This window comes from Pseudomonas sp. LFS074, assembly GCF_047978165.1.
GTDB classification, from domain to species: domain Bacteria; phylum Pseudomonadota; class Gammaproteobacteria; order Pseudomonadales; family Pseudomonadaceae; genus Aquipseudomonas; species Aquipseudomonas putida_P.
Genome location: NZ_JBFPFV010000002.1, coordinates 544,611 through 564,241 on the forward strand (window position 1 = coordinate 544,611; position 19,631 = coordinate 564,241).

At 62.0% G+C, this 19,631-nt stretch carries 22 protein-coding genes; 8 read left to right on the top strand and 14 right to left on the bottom strand.

Annotation, left to right across the window (positions count from 1 at the left end):
• From flgJ to ACNQP3_RS20650, 12 genes are all read right to left on the bottom strand, one after another.
• Positions 1-1,173: a flagellar assembly peptidoglycan hydrolase FlgJ gene (flgJ, locus tag ACNQP3_RS20595; protein ID WP_264316423.1), complete on the bottom strand. Its 1,173-nt coding sequence runs from the start codon at positions 1,171-1,173 to the stop codon at positions 1-3.
• Between the two features lie 11 nt (positions 1,174-1,184).
• Positions 1,185-2,294: a flagellar basal body P-ring protein FlgI gene (locus tag ACNQP3_RS20600; protein WP_264316424.1), complete on the bottom strand. Its 1,110-nt coding sequence runs from the start codon at positions 2,292-2,294 to the stop codon at positions 1,185-1,187.
• Positions 2,295-2,306: 12 nt separating this feature from the next.
• Positions 2,307-3,002: a flagellar basal body L-ring protein FlgH gene (gene flgH, locus ACNQP3_RS20605; protein WP_264316425.1), complete on the bottom strand. Its 696-nt coding sequence runs from the start codon at positions 3,000-3,002 to the stop codon at positions 2,307-2,309.
• Positions 3,003-3,062: 60 nt separating this feature from the next.
• Positions 3,063-3,848 carry a flagellar basal-body rod protein FlgG gene (flgG, locus tag ACNQP3_RS20610; RefSeq protein ID WP_264316426.1) on the bottom strand — a complete coding sequence of 262 codons (786 nt, stop codon included), beginning with the start codon at positions 3,846-3,848 and terminating at the stop codon, positions 3,063-3,065.
• A gap of 62 nt (positions 3,849-3,910) precedes the next feature.
• Positions 3,911-4,651 carry a flagellar basal-body rod protein FlgF gene (flgF, locus tag ACNQP3_RS20615; RefSeq protein ID WP_264316427.1) on the bottom strand — a complete coding sequence of 247 codons (741 nt, stop codon included), beginning with the start codon at positions 4,649-4,651 and terminating at the stop codon, positions 3,911-3,913.
• A gap of 214 nt (positions 4,652-4,865) precedes the next feature.
• Positions 4,866-5,051, bottom strand: a complete 186-nt coding sequence (locus ACNQP3_RS20620; protein ID WP_264316428.1) for a hypothetical protein — start codon at positions 5,049-5,051, stop codon at positions 4,866-4,868.
• Positions 5,051-6,349, bottom strand: a complete 1,299-nt coding sequence (gene flgE / locus ACNQP3_RS20625) for a flagellar hook protein FlgE (RefSeq protein ID WP_264316429.1) — start codon at positions 6,347-6,349, stop codon at positions 5,051-5,053. The genes ACNQP3_RS20620 and flgE overlap by 1 nt, the downstream gene beginning before the upstream one ends.
• A 27-nt stretch (positions 6,350-6,376) precedes the next feature.
• A complete protein-coding gene (locus ACNQP3_RS20630) occupies positions 6,377-7,066 on the bottom strand; it encodes a flagellar hook assembly protein FlgD (RefSeq protein ID WP_264316430.1) in 690 nt (229 codons plus the stop codon).
• 12 nt (positions 7,067-7,078) lie between these two features.
• Entirely contained in the window at positions 7,079-7,522 is a 444-nt protein-coding gene (gene flgC / locus ACNQP3_RS20635) for a flagellar basal body rod protein FlgC (RefSeq protein WP_264316431.1), read from the bottom strand.
• A 2-nt stretch (positions 7,523-7,524) separates the two neighbouring features.
• Positions 7,525-7,935 carry a flagellar basal body rod protein FlgB gene (gene flgB, locus ACNQP3_RS20640; protein ID WP_025340102.1) on the bottom strand — a complete coding sequence of 137 codons (411 nt, stop codon included), beginning with the start codon at positions 7,933-7,935 and terminating at the stop codon, positions 7,525-7,527.
• Between the two features lie 368 nt (positions 7,936-8,303).
• Positions 8,304-9,131 carry a protein-glutamate O-methyltransferase CheR gene (gene cheR / locus ACNQP3_RS20645; protein WP_015271244.1) on the bottom strand — a complete coding sequence of 276 codons (828 nt, stop codon included), beginning with the start codon at positions 9,129-9,131 and terminating at the stop codon, positions 8,304-8,306.
• Positions 9,132-9,182: 51 nt separating this feature from the next.
• A complete protein-coding gene (locus ACNQP3_RS20650; protein WP_013973629.1) occupies positions 9,183-10,112 on the bottom strand; it encodes a chemotaxis protein CheV in 930 nt (309 codons plus the stop codon).
• Positions 10,113-10,189: 77 nt separating this feature from the next.
• Here ACNQP3_RS20650 and flgA point away from each other — a divergent pair, with 77 nt between their 5' ends.
• The 4 genes from flgA (at position 10,190) to ACNQP3_RS20670 (ending at position 12,762) form a co-directional block, all read left to right on the top strand.
• A complete protein-coding gene (flgA, locus tag ACNQP3_RS20655; protein ID WP_264316432.1) occupies positions 10,190-10,942 on the top strand; it encodes a flagellar basal body P-ring formation chaperone FlgA in 753 nt (250 codons plus the stop codon).
• A 164-nt stretch (positions 10,943-11,106) separates the two neighbouring features.
• Positions 11,107-11,421 (top strand): flagellar biosynthesis anti-sigma factor FlgM, encoded by a 315-nt coding sequence (flgM, locus tag ACNQP3_RS20660; protein WP_025340104.1) that lies wholly within the window; start codon positions 11,107-11,109, stop codon positions 11,419-11,421.
• Between the two features lie 49 nt (positions 11,422-11,470).
• Complete coding sequence (locus ACNQP3_RS20665) at positions 11,471-11,938, top strand: flagella synthesis protein FlgN (RefSeq protein WP_061304389.1); 468 nt, start codon at positions 11,471-11,473, stop codon at positions 11,936-11,938.
• Between the two features lie 80 nt (positions 11,939-12,018).
• The gene (locus ACNQP3_RS20670) at positions 12,019-12,762 is read left to right on the top strand and encodes a flagellar brake protein (RefSeq protein ID WP_264316433.1); all 744 of its coding nucleotides are present in this window, start codon (positions 12,019-12,021) and stop codon (positions 12,760-12,762) included.
• A 340-nt stretch (positions 12,763-13,102) separates the two neighbouring features.
• On the opposite strand, the gene ACNQP3_RS20675 is transcribed toward ACNQP3_RS20670, so the two are convergent.
• Positions 13,103-14,443: an MFS transporter gene (locus tag ACNQP3_RS20675; protein ID WP_003257254.1), complete on the bottom strand. Its 1,341-nt coding sequence runs from the start codon at positions 14,441-14,443 to the stop codon at positions 13,103-13,105.
• A 247-nt stretch (positions 14,444-14,690) separates the two neighbouring features.
• On the opposite strand from ACNQP3_RS20675, the gene ACNQP3_RS20680 reads away from it, so the two are divergent.
• Positions 14,691-15,272 (top strand): hypothetical protein, encoded by a 582-nt coding sequence (locus ACNQP3_RS20680; RefSeq protein WP_264316434.1) that lies wholly within the window; start codon positions 14,691-14,693, stop codon positions 15,270-15,272.
• Between the two features lie 94 nt (positions 15,273-15,366).
• Here the strand turns inward: ACNQP3_RS20680 and bkdR are convergent, their stop codons facing one another.
• Positions 15,367-15,852 (bottom strand): Bkd operon transcriptional regulator BkdR, encoded by a 486-nt coding sequence (gene bkdR / locus ACNQP3_RS20685; protein WP_012273540.1) that lies wholly within the window; start codon positions 15,850-15,852, stop codon positions 15,367-15,369.
• 198 nt (positions 15,853-16,050) lie between these two features.
• Between bkdR and ACNQP3_RS20690 the strand changes: the two genes are divergently transcribed.
• From ACNQP3_RS20690 to ACNQP3_RS20700, 3 genes are read left to right on the top strand one after another with little or no spacing between them, the layout of a single operon-like run.
• Complete coding sequence (locus tag ACNQP3_RS20690; RefSeq protein ID WP_085614551.1) at positions 16,051-17,283, top strand: 3-methyl-2-oxobutanoate dehydrogenase (2-methylpropanoyl-transferring) subunit alpha; 1,233 nt, start codon at positions 16,051-16,053, stop codon at positions 17,281-17,283.
• A 1-nt stretch (position 17,284) separates the two neighbouring features.
• On the top strand, positions 17,285-18,343 hold the full coding sequence (locus ACNQP3_RS20695; protein WP_013973637.1) for an alpha-ketoacid dehydrogenase subunit beta: 1,059 nt from the start codon (positions 17,285-17,287) through the stop codon (positions 18,341-18,343).
• On the top strand, positions 18,344-19,630 hold the full coding sequence (locus tag ACNQP3_RS20700; RefSeq protein WP_264316435.1) for a dihydrolipoamide acetyltransferase family protein: 1,287 nt from the start codon (positions 18,344-18,346) through the stop codon (positions 19,628-19,630).
• The last annotated feature ends 1 nt before the right edge of the window (position 19,631 follow it).

The window sequence follows — 19,631 nt, forward strand, 5'->3', positions numbered from 1 at the left end:
TTATAGAGTCGTTTGTGTGCCGTTGGCTGCGTAGGTCTGGTACTTGTCGAGCTGCCGGGCGATTGCCGAGATCTTCCGGGCATAGTTCGGGTCAGTGGCGTAACCGGCCTTCTGCAACTCGGTGGCAAACTGTTCTGGGTTATCGGCCGACTTGACCACTTCTTGATAGCGATCGTTGTTCAACAGCAGGTTGGCAAGATCATGGAAACTCTCGGAGTACGAGCCATACGCACGGAACGCCGCCGACTCCTTGACCATCTGGCCGTCACGGAACTCGCTGGTGAGCGCCTTCGCCTGCTCGCCCTTCCAGCTGCCGGTGGCCTTGATGTTGAACAGGTTGTAGCTGCTGCTGCCATCGCTCTGGCGCAGGATCGACCGCCCCCAGCCGGTTTCCAGTGCAGCCTGGGCCACCAGCATCTTCGGCTCCACACCAATACGCTGGGCCGCTTCCTGGGCCATCGGCAGCATAGTGGCGACGAACTCGTCGGCACTGGTGAACGCGCTCTTGCCCGGCGCCAACGGCACCTGAACCACGCTGCGCTGGCCGCCGGCCAACAGCCCGGCGAAGGCAGGCGACTGGGTCCAGTCGCCGTATTCGCCTGCCGCGCCCACCGCTGTGGCGGTGCTGCCAGCGCCACGGCGCAGGGTGTTGGCGGGTGCGGCGGTGCCAGCACCGGGCACAATACCCGCAAGCATGCGGTCGGCCAGCTTGCTCGGCAGAGACAAACGGCGCTGATTGAGCGCCGCGACGTCATTGTGCGCGGAGCCGGCCACCTGCCCGTCTGCCGCCGCGTTGTGTATGGCCCCCAAGGCACCGCTGGTACCGGCTTCTCGGTTGAACGGGTTGCCGCCAGGGCGCTGGGTCGAGGCCGCCTTGGACAACTGGCGCATCAGCACGCCCTGTAGGCCAATACCCCCACCCTCGCGGGACAGGCTGACCGCCAGTTGCTGGTCGTACATTTCCTGGTACTGCTTGGTCGTCTCGGTGTTGAGCGGGTTGTCCTTGGCCAGCACATTGTTGGCCGCACGCATGGACTTGAGCATCTCGCTGACGAACAACGACTCGAATTCCTGGGCGACCTTGCGCAGGTTCGCCTCGCTGTCCTTGTCACCGACCTTCATCGCATTGAGGCGATTGAGGTCGGTGTAGGCGCCGGTGTCGACGGTTTTCATCTCAGCCGACCTCAGATCACGATCAGGTCGGCTTGCAGCGCACCGGCCTGCTTGAGCGCTTCGAGAATCGCCATCAGGTCGCTCGGCGCCGCGCCCACCTGGTTCACCGCGCGGACGATCTCATCCAGCGTGGTACCCGGACCGAACTTGAACATCGGCTTGGCTTCCTGCTGAGCGTTGACCCGAGAGCGCGGCACCACGGCGGTCTCGCCATTGGAGAATGGCCCCGGCTGACTGACGATCGGGTCTTCGGTGATGGTCACGGTGAGACTGCCGTGGGTCACCGCAGCTGGCGATACCTTGACGTTCTGGCCGATGACGATGGTGCCGGTACGCGAATTGATGATGACCTTGGCCACGGCCTGGCCTGGGTCGATCTCCAGGTTCTCGAGGATTGACAGGTAGTCCACGCGCTGGCTCGGATCCATCGGCGCGGTGACCCGTACCGAGCCACCATCCACAGCCTGGGCGACGCCAGGGCCGAGCATGTCGTTGACCTTGTCGACGATGCGCTTGGCGGTGGTGAAGTCGGGACGATTGAGGTTGAGGGTAAGGCTATTACCCTGGTTGAACCCGCTCGGCACCGCCCGCTCGACAGTGGCGCCACCGGGAATACGGCCGGCCGACGGCACGTTGACGGTAATTCGCGAGCCATCCTTGCCTTCGGCATCGAAGCCGCCGACCACCAGGTTACCCTGGGCGATGGCGTAAACGTTGCCATCGATACCCTTGAGTGGAGTCATCAACAGACTGCCGCCGCGCAAACTCTTGGAGTTACCGATCGACGACACCGTGATGTCAATGACCTGACCCGGTTTGGCGAACGCCGGCAGATCGGCATGGATCGACACCGCAGCAACGTTCTTCAACTGTACGGTGCCAGTGCTGCTAGGCACCTTGATGCCGAACTGCGCCAGCATGTTGTTGAAGGTCTGCAGGGTAAACGGCGTCTGGGTGGTCTGGTCACCCGTGCCGTTGAGGCCGACCACTAGGCCATAGCCGATCAACTGGTTGGTCCGCACGCCAGAAATGCTGGCGATATCCTTGAGGCGCTCGGCATGTGCACCGAAGCAGGCGAACACCAGCGCCGTCAGCACCAGCAGCGGTTTGAACTTGAGCATGTCGATGCGCACTCAGAAAGGCCAGTACGGGCTCATGAAGAACCGATCGAGCCAGCCAGGTTGGCTGGCATCGGCGAACGAGCCGGTTCCCGAATAGGTGATTCGTGCATCCGCCACGCGGGTGGATGACACAGTGTTGTCAGTGGCGATGTCATCGGCGCGAATCAGACCAGCGATACGTACCAGTTCCTCCCCGGTGTTGAGTGTCATCCACTTCTCGCCGCGCACCGCGAGGATGCCGTTAGGCAGCACCTCAGCGACGGTCACGGTGACCGAGCCGGTCAGGCTGTTGCCCTGGGCCGCCTTGGCATCACCCTTGGTATCACGCGTACCACTGTAGCTCGCATCCAGGCTCAGAGAGCCACCGCCGAACGGGCTGTCGGTCTTCACTCCACCACCGAACAGCGAGCTCAGGCCGAGGCTGGTGTTACTGTCCTTGGCCAACGAGGAATTAGCGCTCTTGCTGGCCGCCATCTTCTCGTTGAGCGTGATAGTGATGATGTCACCCACACGGAACGCCTTGCGGTCGGTGTACAGGTTCTGGTCGAAGCCGGCCTGGTAGATCGAACCGTTGTTGGCGGCCGCCGGCAACGGGGTACGCGGTAGCACAGGCGCATAGTACGGATCGTTGGGCTTGGCCGGCGGGGCCATGCAACCGGCCAGCAGGCAAGCGCCACCTACGGCGAAAACAACGGACAAACGATTCATGCTCATGACCTCACGGTGCTACGGGTGCTTCAAGGTGTCGGCTGATTCAGCTATTCAGAATTACAAATTCTGGGTAACGAACTGCAGCATCTGGTCAGCGGTCGAGATCACCTTGGAGTTCATCTCGTAGGCGCGCTGGGTGGTGATCATGTTCACCAGCTCCTCCACCGTGCTGACGTTGGAGTTTTCCAGGGTGTTCTGCAGGGTGGTGCCGAAACCGTTCAGGCCCGGGGTACCGACGTTCGGTGCACCGCTGGAGGCGGTTTCCAGGAACAGGTTGTTGCCGATGGATTGCAGGCCGGCCGGGTTGATGAAGTCGGCGGTCTGCAGGTTGCCGATCACCTGGTTGGCGGCGTTGCCGGAAGTGGTGATCGACACGGTACCATCGGTGCCGACGGTGAAGGTCTGGGCATCGGCAGGGACGACTATGGCAGGCTCCAGCGCCAAGCCATTGGCTGTCACCAGTTGGCCATCGGAATCCAGGTGGAAAGTGCCATCCCGCGTGTAGGAGATGGTGCCGTCTGGCTGCATGATCTGGAAGAAACCACGACCGTTGATGGCCATGTCCAGCGGCTGGTCGGTGGTCTGCAGGCTGCCGGCGGTGAAATTCTTCTGGGTGCCGACGATGCGCACACCAGTACCGACTTGCAAACCTGTCGGCAACTCGCTGTCCTGGGTCGACTGGGCACCAGGCTGGCGCTTGACCTGGTACAGCAGGTCCTGGAACTCGGCGCGGTCTTTCTTGAAACCGGTCGTCGAGACGTTGGCCAAGTTGTTGGAAATGGTCGTCAGATTGGTGTCCTGAGCGGCGAGGCCGGTCTTGCTGACCCAGAGAGCGGGGAGCATATGTCTTCTCCTTACGCGACGGCGTGACTGCCGTCATTGTCGAACAGGGGTTGAGGCGGGTGTCAGCTGAGCTGCATCACCCGCGCCATCGATTCGTCGTTTTCCTTGGCGGCAGTCATCATCTTGATCTGCAGCTCGAACTGCCGGGACAGCGCCATGATCGAAGTCATCTCGTCGACCGCGTTGACGTTGCTGCCCTCGAGGAAGCCAGAAACAACCTTTACCGAGGCATCCGCCACGAGGGGCTGGCCGGTGTTGCTGTGGATCAGGCCATCGGTGCCCTTGCTCAGGGTAGAGAGGTCGGGCTTGACCATCTTGATCCGGTCGACCTCAGCCATCACCGATGGGCTCTCGCCCAGGGAACGAATGCTGATGGTGCCGTCCGAGCCGACTTCGACGTGCTCTTCCGGCGGAATCGCGATCGGTCCGCCATTGCCAAGCACGGCCATGCCGTTACCGGTGCGCAGCACGCCCAGGGCGTCGATGTTGAGGCTGCCGGTGCGGGTGTAGGCCTCGCTGCCGTCAGGGGCCTGGACTGCGATCCAACCATCGCCATCTACCGCAACATCGAGTTCACGCCCGGTTTCAATCAACGGGCCATGGTCGAAGTCGGTGGCCGGCCGTTCAGTCATGGCGAAAGCGCGCGAGGGCAAGGTTTCGCCGAATACCGGCATTGAGCGGGCCTGCTCTAGGTCACGCTGGAAACCATTGGTCGAAACGTTAGCCAAGTTGTTGGCATGGGCTTTTTGCGCCAGCGCATTCTGGCTGGCGCCGGTCATGGCCACGTACAGCATCTTGTCCACTTCAACTCTCCCTCGACGGACTTTCGCCGCCACTGACATGCTGATGAGGTGCTAGCAAGTCTCGGGCCAAAACCGAGGCAAAGGCGCTACCCCAGTATTCATAGGCCTTACACGCCGCCAACGGTGCAGGCGACGCACAGGCGCGCCGGCAAATCGGCGATTGTTTGCCGGTAGGCGGCAACGTGTTGACGCTCGAAAAAACGCCGCCTGGCGCTCAACGGCAGGCGGCGTTACGAAAAGGCCCGGCAAAGCGGATGAACGCCTTGCCGGGATCGACCTGGGTGCAGATGAACACGCCGGTCTCGATGCTCTGATACTTGTACCAGGGCGCCGGCGCTGCCAGGGCCGCCAGAGGCAGCCCGAGCAACAATACCCGCACCAACCTGAACAGCATTTTCATCAGGTCATCTGGAGGATGGTTTGCATGATGGTGCTTTCAGTGGAAATGGTCTTGGCGTTGGCCTGGTAGTTGCTCTGGGCCTTGATCAGGTTGACCAACTCGGAGGTCAGGTCGACGTTGGAGTCTTCCAGGGCCCCTGCAGTCAACGAACCCATTACACCGGTGTTCGGCGCGCCGACAACCGGCACACCCGAGGCGTACGATTCTTTCCAGCCAGTGCCGCCAACCGGGGTCAGGCCCTGGACGTTGGCGAAGTTGGCCAGCGCAACCTGGCCGATGACTTTCGACTGACCGTTGCTGTAGGTGCCGAACAGATTGCCATCGGAGTCGATCGACAGCGACGACAGGTTACCCGGCGCGTAGCCGTCCTGGGACTTGGCGGTCACCGCCGAGGTGGCGTTGTATTGACTGGTCGCCGACATGTCGATGGTCACACCATTGGTAGCTGCCGAGGCGCCGTTGCTGGCCATGGTGCCAGCAGCGCTCTTGACTGCGGGAACCCAGTCGGTCAGGGTCAGATTGCCCAGGCTGTCGACGGTGAAGTCGGAACTGGTCGAAGCGGTCAAGACACCCGCCGAGTTGAAGGTCAGGTCGGCGGTGTAAGGCGTGGTGGAGGTCGGATCGGCCGGGTTCACGCCATCGACGGTCACGTACATGGTCCAGGTATTCTGGTCGGTCTTGACGAAATACTGGCTCAGGCTGTGGGCGTTGCCTTGGCTGTCGTAGATGTCGGTGCTGAAGGTGTAGTTGTAGGTGTCGGTGTCCGAGGCATCGAACGGGGTTTCGGTGGGCACCGTGTCCGACGAATTGAGGTTCAGCGTTTCGCTCAGGCTGGTACTGGCCTTGGGCGCCACCGCTGCAGTGCTGACGGTCAGGTCGGCAAGAATGCCTTCAACAACGTTACCATCGGCATCCACGCCATAACCCTGCAGGCGGTTGCCACTGGCATCGACGATGTTACCCGAGCTGTCGGTACCGAAGGCACCGGCACGGGTGTAGGTGGTCGAACCGTTGTTGCTGGTGATGAAGAAGCCGTTGCCATTGATGGCCAGGTCCAGGCTAGCGCCGGTGGTACTGACGTTGCCTTGAGTGAACTGCTGGGAAATCGCCTGGGTCGTTACACCACTACCGACGGTGTAGCGCGAACCGCCCAGGAACAGGGAGTTGGCGTAAAGGTCGCCAAACTCGGCGCGCGCCGATTTGAAACCGGTGGTGCCGACGTTGGCGATGTTGTTACCCGTGACATCCAGGCTGGTGGCGGCTGCGTTAAGGCCACTGAGACCGATATTGAACGACATTGATTGACTCCTGTGCCGATGCCCGGCTTACGATCCGATAGTTTTGACGTCCGAAAGCGCGATGCTCTCGCCACTTGCCAGATTGAGCGTGTACGAACCTGCAGTGCTGCCCACGGTGACGCTGTTGACCACCGACGGCAGGTAGGTGGTCTGCGCGACCTCCTTGCCATCGACGGTAGCCTTGGCCTCGAAGGTATAGGTACCGGCATCCACCGCCAGCCCATCGTTATCGGTGCCATCCCAGCTGAAGCTGACCGTGCCGGCACTTTGCGAACCCAGGTCGATGTTCTTCACTACATTGCCGTCGGCGTCATACACGTTCACGGTCAGGCCGGTGGTCGACGAGGTGACGTCGATCTGGCCAGTCAAGCCGGTACCGGCAGCGACCGTTGCAGCGTCCGCCTCGGTGATGACCGAGCGCCCGACCAGGGACGAAGCCTGCAAGGCCTGGGTCGAGGTATAGTTGCCGAGCAGGGTGTCCACGGTGTCGTTGAGGGTCTGCATCGATTCCAGACTGCTGAACTGCGCCAACTGGGCGACGAATTCGGAGTTGTCCTGGGGGTCGAGCGGGTTTTGGTTCTGCAGCTGGGTCACCAACAACTGCAGGAAGGTGTCCTTGCCAAGCGTGTCGGTACTGCTGCTACTGGAGGTGTCACTGGCCAGCGCATATTGCGAATAGATCGCGGAAGCACTTGTGGCGTCGGTAGTAGTGGTCATCGGCTATCCCCCTCACTGACCCAGGGTCAGCACTTTCTGCATCATGGTCTTGGCAGTATTCATGATGTCGGCGTTGGTCTGGAACGCACGGCTGGCGGAGATCATGTCGGCCATCTCCTCGACCACGTTAACGTTCGGGTAGTACACGTAGCCGTCCTTGTTGGCGGCGGGATTACTCGGCTCGTAGCGCGCCTCCAGGTTGCTCTGGTCCTCGACGATGCCTTTTACCTGCACGCCCTGCCCTGCCTCGCCCTGGTCATCGAACAGCGACTGGCTGCCGCCGGCCTGCGCGTCCTGGAAGGTGGTGGCGAACACCGGGTGACGGGCGCGGTAGGTCTGGTCGATGCTCGAGGACACGGTCTCGGCGTTGGCGATGTTGGAAGCAACGGTGTTCAGGCGCGTGTTCTGCGCACTCATGCCGCTACCGGCAATGTTGAAGACACTGGAAAGGGACATGGTCATTCTCCCCGCAGGGCCGAAACCAGCCCTTTGAATTTACTGTTGAGCAAGGTGAAGCTGGCCTGGAAGCCGATGGCGTTTTCGGTGTAGTTCGATTGCTCGATCTGCGCGTCCACGGTGTTCTGGTCGATCGACGGCTGCGTTGGCGTGCGGTACTTGAGGGTATCGTCGGCCATGGCCAGGCCCTCGGCCTCGATATGGCGGCTGTTGGTACGATCGAGGCTGAAACGGCCGCCACTCTGCTGCTTGTCGCTCTCGGCAGCGAGCACCGAGGCGAAGTCCATGTCGCGCGCCTTGTAGTTGGGCGTGTCGGCGTTGGCGATGTTGTTGGCCAGCACTTCGGCACGCTGGGCGCGGAAGCCCAGGGCCTTTTCGTGAATACCAAGCGCCTTGTCGAAACTGATGCTCATGTCGGGGAAACCTTCGGAGGTTGGCCGGAATATCGTTGGGCAAGGTATAGCAAGGGCTGTGCCAACCAACATAAAGCCCGGAAATACGGGCTTGCAGGGCAAGGTGCTGTCAGAGTGATGCCAGAAAAGCGGCAAAGGCCTTCCGCCTTGAGCGGCGAAAGCGGCAATTGCCGGGCGGCAAAAGCGGCAAAACAAAAAATTGACGTCAGTATTTTTCCTGCGCCGGCCTCTTCGCGGGTAAACCCCCTCCCACAGGGTTCTGCACAGCTTTAAAAGTCGGTGCGGTACCTGTGGGAGCGGGTTTACCCGCGAAGAGGCCGGCACAGGCAAACAAAAAGGCCGGCAACTTTCGCTGCCGGCCTTTGTGCTTACTTCGCCTGGTAGATGATCCCCGGACTGCACTGCACCATCTGGTAATGGTCCGGCAGCCCGTTCAGCGCCTCGGAAGCCCCGAGGAACAGATACCCACCCGGCTTCAAGGTACTGTGGATACGCAACAGGATGTCCTTCTTCACCTGCGCCGAGAAATAGATCAGCACGTTACGGCAGAACACCACATCGAACTTGCCCAGGCTGGCATAGCTGTCGAGCAGGTTGAACGAGCGGAACTCGACACGGCTGCGAATCGCCGGCTTGACCGCCCAACGCCCCGGCCCCTTGGTGTCGAAGTAGCGCTGCAGGCGCTCCTGGGACAAGCCACGGGCAATCGCCAGGCTGTCGTACTCGCCAGTCTTGCAGTTGGTCAGCATGGTGCCGGACAGGTCGGTGGCAACGATCTGCGCGCCCATCTTCAACTGGCCGAGGTTGCTGCGCTCGAATTCGTCGATGGCCATCGAGATGGAATACGGCTCCTGCCCCGACGAACAGGCCGCCGACCACATGCGCAGGCGCTGGCCGGGGTTGTTGCGGATGAACTCGGGGATGACCTTGTTCTTCAGCACCTCGAACGGGTAGGTATCGCGAAACCACAGGGTCTCGTTGGTGGTCATGGCATCGACCACCTGCTCGCGCAAGCCGCCGCGCGGCTGGGCCTGGATGCGCTGCACCAGCTCGCCCAGGCTCTTGATACCCTGTTGCTCCATCAGCTTGTTGAGACGGCTGGAAACCAGGTACTGCTTATTCTCGCCCAGCAGGATGCCACAGGCTTTCTCCAGGAAGACCCGGAACTGTTCGAAATCCAAATTACCCGTAGACACTACTGCCGCCTCTTTTAAATCACTGGTGCCGGGGGCCTGCCCCCGGCTGCTTCAATGCGCTGCCTTGATCCGGTCGACCACCCGCTGGGCCAGGTCGTCCGGCTTGAACTTGGCCAGGAAGTCATCGGCACCGACCTTCTTGACCATCGCCTGGTTGAACACCCCGGAAAGCGAAGTATGCAAGCAGATGTGCAATTTTTGCATGCGCGGATCGCTGCGGATCTCCGCCGTTAGCGTATAGCCGTCCATTTCCGGCATTTCAATGTCCGAGATCATCATCAGGAACTCTTCCTCCGGCTTCTTGCCCTCATCCACCAGCTGGCGCAGGTAGTTCAGGGCCTGACGGCCGTCATTGAGCGCCACCACCTCGACCCCCACGGTCTGCAGGCAGCGGCTGACCTGCTTGCGCGCCACCGACGAATCGTCGACGGTGAGCACCCGCAACAGCACGGCCTTGTCCTGCACCTCGGCATCGATCACCCCGGCCGACACCGACTCGGACGACGGCGCCACTTCGGCCAGCACCTTCTCCACATCGATGATCTCGACCATGCGGTTGTCCACCCGGGTGACCGCGGTCAGGTAGTGGTCGCGGCCGGTGCCCTTGGGTGGCGGATGGATTTCTTCCCAGTTCATGTTGACGATGCGCTCCACCGAGTGCACCAGGAAGCCTTGGGTCTTGGTGTTGTACTCGGTGATGATCACGAAACTGTTGCGCGTGTCTTCCTGCAGCGGCCGCAACCCGGTGGCCATCGACAGGTCGAGGATCGGGATGGTCGCCCCGCGAATATTGGCAACACCGCGCACCACCGGGTGCGCCTTGGGCAGCAGGGTCAGCGCAGGGCATTGCAGCACTTCCCTGACCTTGAATACGTTGATGCCGTAAAGCTGCTCGCCATTGAGGCGGAACAGCAGCAATTCCAGGCGATTCTGCCCCACCAGCTGTGTGCGCTGGTTGACCGAATCCATAACACCTGCCATGCCAGACTCCTTTATGTTTCAGCCTTTCGTTGCAACTCAGGTAGCGAGTCGGCACGGGCTTTGCTTTTTTGAGCGCCATGTACACGAAAACGACATTTTTCCGACGATTGACGCGCCTGCTGCCTGGCTCGCTGGCCATGCTGTGCCTTCTGGTGCCCGGCGTTCGCACGGTAGCGGACGCGTTTACCTTGCCTGAACAGCTTATCGGTGTCACTCAAGGGTTTCTTGAATTCAGCGTCGAAGATTATCTGGCCACCACCCAGACCGCCGGCCGTTACGAGATCCAGGTCAACCCGCTGGACCCGCGCCTGCGCATGCCGCTGTGCAGCCAGCAGCTGGACGCCTCGCTGGAAAGCCCGGCCCAGCCGTTGGGCCGCGTCACGGTAAAGGTACGCTGCGAAGGCACGGCGCCTTGGACCGTGTTCGTGCCGGCCACCGTGCGGCTGTTCCGCGATGTGGTGGTGGTGACCCGGCCGCTCAAGCGCGACAACGTGGTAGGCGAAGGCGACGTGGCCCTGCGCGAGCGCGATGTCGGCACCCTGGGCCAAGGCTTTTTGACCGAACTGGAACAGGCGATAGGCATGAAGATGCTGCGCCCCACGGTGATCGACCAGGTACTCACCCCGCAACACCTGGAACAGGCCGAGGTAGTGCGCAAGGGCGACCACGTGGTGATCATCGCCCGCAGTGGCAGCCTGAGTGTGCGCATGCCCGGAGAAGCCCTGAGCAAGGGCGGCCTGAGCGAACAGATCCGGGTGCGCAACCTCAATTCCAAACGGGTGATCAAGGCCAGGGTGACCGGCCCCGGCCAGGTCGAAGTAAGTATGTAGCCAGCCCATTGATTTGCGCTGGCGGTGAGGAACCGCTTTTCCTAAACTGTGTCAGAAAACGGGTTCGCGAGCTTGCTGACAGGCGGCTATGCATTTGTGCCTAAAGTTTCTTTCGGGTTGGCCGAAAACAAGGCAAGCGTCCAAATACCCAGAGGTTTCTGATCATGGTCATCGACTTCAGTCGTTTGAATAACTCTCCGTCCGTCACGGGCGGCGTGCGCGGCAACACCGCGAACGGCAGCGCCGAAAAACCGGCAGCCAGCCAGGAAGCGGCAACCGCCACCAGCGCCAGCGGAGAAGCGGTACACCTCAGCCAAGAGGCCCAGCAGTTGCAGAAGATCAGCGACAAGCTGCGCGACGAGCCAGTGGTCAACAGTGCCCGTGTGGCCCAGTTGAAACAGGCGATCGCCGACGGCAGCTACCAGGTCGATGCCGGCCGGGTCGCCAGCAAACTGCTCGATTTCGAAGCCCAGCGCTGACCGTTCGGCGCGCTGACTTCACGGACGCTAGAAAAGCCAAGAGTTAGCCATGCACGACACCACCTTGCTGCAACTGATCGAAGATGACATTGCCCCCATGCAGGAACTGCTTGACCTTCTGCAAAAGGAAGCGATCGCCCTGCATGGCCGCGACATGCCGCTGCTGGAACAGATCCTGGCGCGCAAGCAGTCGTTGATCATCTTGCTCGAGCAGCACGGCCAGCGCCGCAGCCAGTTGCTCGGCAGCCTGGGCCTGAGCGCCGATCGGGCCGGTGTGCAGGCGGTGGCTGCGCAATCGCCCCATGGCGAAGCGATGCTGCAGCGGCTCGACATGCTCTCGCAGCTGATGGACAACTGCCAGCAGGTCAACCAGACCAATGGCCGGATCATCCAGGTGCAGCAACACGTCACCAACAACCAGATCCGGATCCTCATGGGCGGCGATTCTCCGTCGCTCTACGACAGCCGCGGCAGCACCTCGCCACTGGCCAAGCCACGGGCGCTCAGCCAAGTGTGATTTTTTCTATCAAGGCACGGAACATACTGGCAAAATGCCGTTAATTGCGTGTGTCGCTTTTGCCTGGAGAACGATAAGCCGTGTTCAATGAATCCGATGCCCCGCAGCCGCCAAAGGTGCTGAACACCCCTTTGGAGATTGCGGCCAACTTGCGGCAGCTGCAGGAAAGCCACGACCCCCTGATCATCACCTTCCACGACCGCAGCCAGCGCTTCCAGAGCTACGTGGTGCACGTGGACCGTGAAAGCAACACCCTGGCGCTGGACGAGATGATCCCGCGCGACGGTGAAAAGTTCATCGAGAACGGCGAACACTTCCGCGTCGAAGGCTTCCACGATGGCGTGCGCATCGCCTGGGACTGCAACCACGAGCTGAAGATCAGCGAAGTCGACGGCAACCGCTGCTACCGCGGCGCCATGCCATTGGAGATGACCTACCACCAGCGCCGCAATGCGTTCCGCGCCGCGCTGAAGCTGTCGCAGCTGGTCGATGTCATCCTCGATGGTGCCCACCTCAAGGGCAACGGCGCCCTGCGTGGCAAGCTGCTGGACATCTCCGCCACCGGCTGCAAACTGCGCTTCGAAGGCAATGTCGAGGATCGCCTGCAACTGGGCCAGGTGTACGAGCGTTTCAAGGCGGGCAACCCGCTGGGCCTGGTCGACACCATGGTCGAGCTGCGCCACCTGCACTATGAAGAGCGGATCAACACCACCTTTGCCGGCGTGCGCTTCCATAACTTTACCGGGCAGGCGCAGCGCAAGGTCGAGAGCTTCGTGTACCAGTTGCAGCGTGAAGCGCGGCGGTTCGACAAGGACGACTATTGATCGTCGGTCGAGTACAAAAACGCCACCTATCAAGGTGGCGTTTTCATTTGTGCTTCTCCTGTGCCGGCCTCTTCGCGGGCACGCCCGCTCCCACAGAACTGCACATAACTCATTGAATTAGCAGGGACTCTGTGGGAGCGGCTTTAGCCGCGAACACCGGCGCAGCCGGTGCCATGCACCGCGTTGGATTCTTCGCGGCTAAAGCCGCTCCCACAGGGTACGCGTACTGCTTGCAGATCCAGTTATCTACGCGAAAGCTCTCCCACAGGTACAGCGCATGCTTCGAACCCGGCGCGGTCGCTGTGGGAGCGGGCGTGCCCGCGAAGAGGCCGGCACAGGCCTACACCGACTTGCTGACCTCACCTTCCGGCTCAGGCTCCTTGTCAGCCCCCTTCTCTTCCGCCTCGGTATCCTCCGCCGCCACCGGTGCCTGCATCACCTCCTGTACCGTCTGCTCATCCACCCGTGGGTCCAGCGCCGCCGACAGTGGCGAACCGGCAGCCGGCATGGCAACGTGGCCCAAAGGCGCATCCTGCACCTGGTGCAGCCCGGTGACCGCCTTCGGCCGAATGCGCCACACCAGCACCAGGGCAAAGAACACGAAGAAGGCATACAGCATCTGCGGGCCCAGCACCTTCATCAGCACGCCTGCCGCCAGCGGCCCGATACACGCGCCCACGCCGTAGGTCACCAGCAGCATCGCGGTCAGCGACACCCGCCGTTCGCTTTCCACATGGTCGTTGGAAAACGCCACCGCCAGCGGGTACAGGCAGAACTGCAGCAACGAAATCACGAAACCTATGCCGAACAGCAACTCCAGCGGCACGCTGGGCAACATCGCCAGCGGCGCCGAGGCCAGCGCCAACCCCACCGCCACGCTGCGGATGAGCACTGCCCGATCGTAGCGGTCAGACAACCAGCCCAGCGGCCACTGCACCAGCAGGCCGGCAAAGATGCAGCTACCCATGAACAGACCGACCTGCTCGGTAGTCATGCCCTGGCTGGAGGCATACAAGGGCGCCAGGCCATAGAACGAGCCGACGATCAGCCCCGAACCCAGCACCGTGCTGAGCGACTGCGGCACGCGCTTGATGAAGAACTTCGGCTCCATCGGGGCCGGGCGCAACGGTGCGGGGTGTATGCGCCGGGTCATGGCGACCGGCACCAGGCACAGGGTGAAACACATGGCCACCAGCATCAGCAGCTCCAGGCCAAGCTGTGGGTGCACCACCAGGATCAGCTGGCCGAGCACCAGGCCCAGGTACGAGGCGATCATGTAGCCGCTGAACACCGCGCCGCGATGCTTCACGTCGGCCTGCTCGTTCAGCCAGCTCTCGATGACCATGTACTGGCACATCATCCCCAGGCCGACGATCATCCGCAGCCCGACCCAGGCCGGCAGCCAACTGGTCAAGCCATGGCCGAGCACCGCCGCGCCGACGATGCCGGCGCAAGTGGCATAGGCGCGAATGTGCCCTACCCGGCCAATCAACCGGTGGCCGACCTTGCCGCCTACCGCCAGGCCAAAGTAGTTGGCCGCCATCAAGGCACCCACCCACAGGCTGTCGACATGATCGGCTGCCAGGCGCAGGGCCAGGTAGGTACTGAGCAGGCCCGAGCCGATCAACATCATCAGCGCGGCGAAATACAACGACTGAAACGGCTTCCAGATATTTCGCATAGGTCCCTTGCGGCTCCCGGGTCAGGTGGCGATGGGTTGCAGCCAAGCATAAAAGCAAAATTGCTGCGGCGCAGTCCCCTGCCTGACAAATCGTGAATCAAGGGCGCGTCCAGTGTCGGTCATGTCGTGATCATGCACTTGCATCATGGGACCAAGCTGCGCTCCAAGCGTTTCCATCTCATTGTTCACCAGCCGAAGGTTTAGCTTGCCTCTTCCCATCCCGGGAGCAACTGAGACTGGAGGTTACATGATCAAAGCTGACTTCACCGCCGAACTGCATACCCATGCAGGCCGAGTGGTAGTTGCAGAATCATCCGTCGGGCAACACCCATTCACATGGCTGGATGAGGACGGCTGGTTGTGTGTCGATAATCACCGAAAGGCGCATGCGCGGAACGAGATCGTACGTATCGCGTTCGATTTCAAGTACATCACATCGGAGAAGGGACGGGACCTCTACTACATCTCGTGCAACAACCACTGGAAATTCGCAGGCGCGAGGCTTGAGCAAAATTCCAGAGGCTGGCTCGGCCTGTATGGAACAGGCGTGATCGGCAGAGTCACGGATGCCGTGGCAAACTTCAAGCCGCAACTGGCAGGCCTTGGCGACTACTGGAAAATCGATACACAAGATTATTGGAACGGCGACCTGAACAGCGCCGAAAGAGTTCCGTTCTACCTGCGCGACAAACACGGCCATCGTGTGGCATCGACAAGGCCTGAAGATGCATCCACAGACCTGTCCCTCACCTTTGACAGATTTCTGAATGCAAGCGCAACGCCGGGACAGATACTCACGTTCTACTTGAAGAACATCCGGCTAGCCTGACACCCAGCATCACTGCGAAGACCCTGCCAGGAGGTGCCCTGCCTGATGGAATCAATGAGGCGTTGCCAAGGCCAAATCATCAGTCAGGCCACACCTATTCCCGCAAGGTCATGCCATTGGCCGGCAGCGGCAAGGCCGTCTTGTAGCGCACCTGCTTCAAGGCGAAACTGGAACGGATGTTGGCCACCCCTGGCAACCGCGTCAGGTAATCCAGGAACCGTTCCAGCGCCTGGATACTGGGCAGCAGTACGCGCAACAGGTAGTCCGGATCGCCCGTCATCAGGTAGCACTCCATCACTTCGGGCCGTTCGGCAATTTCTTCCTCGAAACGGTGCAACGACTGCTCGACCTGTTTTTCCAGGCTCACGTGGATGAACACGTTCACGTCCAGCCCCAACGCCTCGGGCGACAGCAAGGTCACCTGCTGGCGGATCACCCCCAGTTCTTCCATGGCCCGCACCCGGTTGAAGCAGGGTGTGGGGGACAGGTTCACCGAGCGGGCCAGCTCGGCGTTGGTGATGCGGGCATTTTCCTGCAGGCTGTTGAGAATGCCGATATCGGTACGATCGAGTTTGCGCATGAGACAAAATCACCGGTTTTTTGTGTTTATACGGAATGTTTATCTGCCCTGCTCCGCAAAGGCAATCAACTTGAGAGAAAAATTCTCCTGCCGGCCCACTAAGATGTAGGGGACGCTGACCTACCAGTCACAAGCCGGTACTCAGCGGCGGCCGCTTCAGAGCTCACAAAAACAAATACCCGAGCGAGCGTAAAAAGCATGAACGAGTACGCCCCCCTGCGTTTGCATGTGCCCGAGCCTACCGGCCGGCCAGGCTGCCAGACCGATTTCTCTTACCTGCGCCTGAACGATGCAGGTCAAGCCCGTAAACCCCCAGTCGATGTCGACGCTGCCGACACCGCGGACCTGTCCTACAGCCTGATCCGCGTGCTCGACGAGCAAGGCGACGCGCAAGGCCCGTGGGCCGAAGACATCGACCCGCAAGTTCTCCGCCAGGGCATGCGCGCCATGCTCAAGACACGGATTTTCGACAGCCGCATGGTGGTCGCCCAGCGCCAGAAGAAGATGTCCTTCTACATGCAGAGCCTGGGTGAAGAAGCCATCGGCAGCGGCCAGGCCCTGGCGCTGAACCGCACCGACATGTGCTTCCCCACCTACCGCCAGCAAAGCATCCTGATGGCCCGCGACGTGTCGCTGGTCGAGATGATCTGCCAGCTGCTGTCCAACGAGCGCGACCCGCTCAAGGGCCGCCAGCTGCCGATCATGTATTCGGTACGCGACGCCGGTTTCTTCACCATCAGCGGCAACCTGGCGACCCAGTTCGTGCAGGCGGTCGGCTGGGCCATGGCCTCGGCGATCAAGGGCGATACCAAGATCGCCTCGGCGTGGATCGGCGACGGCGCAACCGCCGAGTCGGACTTCCACACCGCCCTCACCTTCGCCCACGTGTACCGCGCCCCGGTGATCCTCAACGTGGTCAACAACCAGTGGGCGATTTCCACCTTCCAGGCCATCGCCGGTGGCGAGTCGACCACCTTCGCCGGCCGTGGCGTGGGATGCGGCATTGCCTCGCTGCGGGTTGACGGCAACGACTTCGTCGCCGTGTACGCCGCCTCGCGCTGGGCCGCCGAACGCGCCCGTCGCGGCCTGGGCCCATGCCTGATCGAGTGGGTCACCTACCGTGCCGGCCCGCACTCGACCTCGGACGACCCGTCCAAGTACCGCCCGGCCGATGACTGGAGCCACTTCCCGCTCGGCGACCCGATCGCCCGCCTGAAGCAGCACCTGATCAAGATCGGCCACTGGTCCGAGGAAGAACACCAGGCCACCACTGCCGAGCTGGAAGCCGCGGTGATCGCCGCGCAGAAGGAAGCCGAGCAGTACGGCACCCTGGCCAACGGTCACATCCCGAGTGCCGCCTCGATGTTCGAGGACGTGTACAAGGAAATGCCCGACCACCTGCGCCGTCAACGCCAGGAACTGGGGGTTTGACATGAACGACCACAACAACAGCATCAACCCGGAAACCGCCATGGCCACCACTACCATGACCATGATCCAGGCCCTGCGCTCGGCCATGGATGTCATGCTCGAGCGCGACGACAATGTGGTGATCTACGGCCAGGACGTCGGTTACTTCGGCGGCGTGTTCCGCTGCACCGAAGGCCTGCAGAACAAGTACGGCAAGTCCCGCGTGTTCGACGCGCCGATCTCCGAAAGCGGCATCGTCGGCACCGCCGTGGGCATGGGTGCCTACGGCCTGCGCCCGGTGGTGGAAATCCAGTTCGCCGACTACTTCTACCCGGCCTCCGACCAGATCGTTTCCGAGATGGCGCGCCTGCGTTACCGTTCGGCCGGCGAGTTCATCGCCCCGCTGACCCTGCGCATGCCCTGCGGTGGCGGGATCTATGGCGGCCAGACCCACAGCCAGAGCCCGGAAGCGATGTTCACCCAGGTGTGCGGCCTGCGCACTGTCATGCCGTCCAACCCGTATGACGCCAAGGGCCTGCTGATCGCCTCGATCGAATGCGATGACCCGGTGATCTTCCTGGAACCCAAGCGCCTGTACAACGGCCCGTTCGACGGCCACCACGACCGCCCTGTCACACCGTGGTCGAAGCACCCGCAAAGCGCCGTGCCCGATGGCTACTACAGCGTGCCGCTGGACAAGGCGGCCATTACCCGCCCCGGCAACGACGTGACCGTGCTGACCTACGGCACCACGGTGTACGTGGCCCAGGTGGCTGCCGAAGAAACCGGCGTCGACGCCGAGGTGATTGACCTGCGCAGCCTGTGGCCGCTGGACCTGGACACCATCGTCGAGTCGGTGAAAAAGACCGGCCGCTGCGTGGTGGTACACGAGGCCACCCGCACCTGCGGCTTCGGCGCCGAACTGGTGTCGCTGGTGCAGGAACACTGCTTCCACCACCTGGAGGCGCCGATCGAGCGCGTCACTGGCTGGGACACCCCCTACCCCCACGCACAGGAATGGGCTTACTTCCCAGGGCCTTCGCGGGTAGGTGCGGCATTGAAAAAGGTCATGGAGGTCTGAATGGGCACGCACGTCATCAAGATGCCGGACATTGGCGAAGGCATCGCGCAGGTCGAGTTGGTCGAGTGGTTCGTCAAGGTCGGCGACATGATCGCCGAAGACCAGGTAGTGGCCGACGTCATGACCGATAAGGCCACCGTTGAAATCCCTTCGCCGGTCAGCGGCAAGGTGCTGGCCCTGGGTGGGCAGCCAGGTGAAGTGATGGCGGTCGGCAGCGAGCTGATCCGCATCGAAGTGGAAGGCAGCGGCAACCATGTGGATGTGCCCACCCAGGATGTGCCCAAGCGCGAACAGATCGAGGCTCCCGCTGCCCCGGTAGCCGCCAAGCCAGAGCCGCAGAAGGAAGCAAGACCGGCCGCGTGCCAGGCGCCCGTCAACCACGAGGCAGCCCCGATCGTGCCGCGCCAGCCAGGCGACAAGCCGCTGGCCTCGCCGGCGGTGCGCAAGCGTGCCCTGGATGCCGGTATCGAACTGCGTTACGTGCATGGCAGCGGCCCGGCCGGGCGCATCCTGCACGAAGACCTCGACGCCTTCATGAGCAAGCCGCACAGCACTGGCGGACAAGCGCCGAGCGGCTATGCCAAGCGCACCGACAGCGAGCAGGTGCCGGTGATCGGACTGCGCCGCAAGATCGCCCAGCGCATGCAGGACGCCAAGCGCCGGGTCGCGCACTTCAGCTATGTGGAAGAAATCGACGTCACCGCCCTGGAAGCCCTGCGCCAGCAACTCAACAGCAAGCACGGCGACAGCCGCGGCAAGCTGACCCTGCTGCCGTTCCTGGTGCGCGCCCTGGTCGTGGCACTGCGCGACTTCCCGCAGATCAACGCCACCTATGACGACGAAGCCCAGGTCATCACCCGCCATGGCGCGGTGCATGTGGGCATCGCCACCCAGGGTGACAACGGCCTGATGGTACCGGTGCTGCGCCATGCCGAAGCTGGCAGCCTGTGGAGCAATGCCGGCGAGATCTCGCGCCTGGCCAACGCTGCCCGCAACAACAAGGCCAGCCGCGACGAGCTGTCCGGTTCGACCATCACCCTGACCAGCCTGGGCGCCCTGGGCGGCATCGTCAGCACACCGGTGGTCAACACCCCGGAAGTGGCGATCGTCGGCGTCAACCGCATGGTCGAGCGGCCTGTGGTGATCGACGGCCAGATCGTCGTGCGCAAGATGATGAACCTGTCCAGCTCGTTCGACCACCGCGTGGTCGATGGCATGGACGCCGCGCTGTTCATCCAGGCCGTGCGTGGCCTGCTCGAACAACCCGCCTGCCTGTTCGTGGAGTGAG

Coding starts and splice junctions, on each gene's coding strand:
- flgJ (WP_264316423.1), bottom strand. CDS start 1,173: ATGAAAACCGTCGACACCGGCGCCTACACCGACCTCAATCGCCTCAAT.
- ACNQP3_RS20600 (WP_264316424.1), bottom strand. CDS start 2,294: ATGCTCAAGTTCAAACCGCTGCTGGTGCTGACGGCGCTGGTGTTCGCC.
- flgH (WP_264316425.1), bottom strand. CDS start 3,002: ATGAATCGTTTGTCCGTTGTTTTCGCCGTAGGTGGCGCTTGCCTGCTG.
- flgG (WP_264316426.1), bottom strand. CDS start 3,848: ATGCTCCCCGCTCTCTGGGTCAGCAAGACCGGCCTCGCCGCTCAGGAC.
- ACNQP3_RS20620 (WP_264316428.1), bottom strand. CDS start 5,051: ATGAAAATGCTGTTCAGGTTGGTGCGGGTATTGTTGCTCGGGCTGCCT.
- flgE (WP_264316429.1), bottom strand. CDS start 6,349: ATGTCGTTCAATATCGGTCTCAGTGGCCTTAACGCAGCCGCCACCAGC.
- ACNQP3_RS20630 (WP_264316430.1), bottom strand. CDS start 7,066: ATGACCACTACTACCGACGCCACAAGTGCTTCCGCGATCTATTCGCAA.
- flgC (WP_264316431.1), bottom strand. CDS start 7,522: ATGTCCCTTTCCAGTGTCTTCAACATTGCCGGTAGCGGCATGAGTGCG.
- flgB (WP_025340102.1), bottom strand. CDS start 7,935: ATGAGCATCAGTTTCGACAAGGCGCTTGGTATTCACGAAAAGGCCCTG.
- ACNQP3_RS20650 (WP_013973629.1), bottom strand. CDS start 10,112: ATGGCAGGTGTTATGGATTCGGTCAACCAGCGCACACAGCTGGTGGGG.
- flgA (WP_264316432.1), top strand. CDS start 10,190: ATGTACACGAAAACGACATTTTTCCGACGATTGACGCGCCTGCTGCCT.
- flgM (WP_025340104.1), top strand. CDS start 11,107: ATGGTCATCGACTTCAGTCGTTTGAATAACTCTCCGTCCGTCACGGGC.
- ACNQP3_RS20665 (WP_061304389.1), top strand. CDS start 11,471: ATGCACGACACCACCTTGCTGCAACTGATCGAAGATGACATTGCCCCC.
- ACNQP3_RS20675 (WP_003257254.1), bottom strand. CDS start 14,443: ATGCGAAATATCTGGAAGCCGTTTCAGTCGTTGTATTTCGCCGCGCTG.
- ACNQP3_RS20680 (WP_264316434.1), top strand. CDS start 14,691: ATGATCAAAGCTGACTTCACCGCCGAACTGCATACCCATGCAGGCCGA.
- bkdR (WP_012273540.1), bottom strand. CDS start 15,852: ATGCGCAAACTCGATCGTACCGATATCGGCATTCTCAACAGCCTGCAG.
- ACNQP3_RS20690 (WP_085614551.1), top strand. CDS start 16,051: ATGAACGAGTACGCCCCCCTGCGTTTGCATGTGCCCGAGCCTACCGGC.
- ACNQP3_RS20695 (WP_013973637.1), top strand. CDS start 17,285: ATGAACGACCACAACAACAGCATCAACCCGGAAACCGCCATGGCCACC.
- ACNQP3_RS20700 (WP_264316435.1), top strand. CDS start 18,344: ATGGGCACGCACGTCATCAAGATGCCGGACATTGGCGAAGGCATCGCG.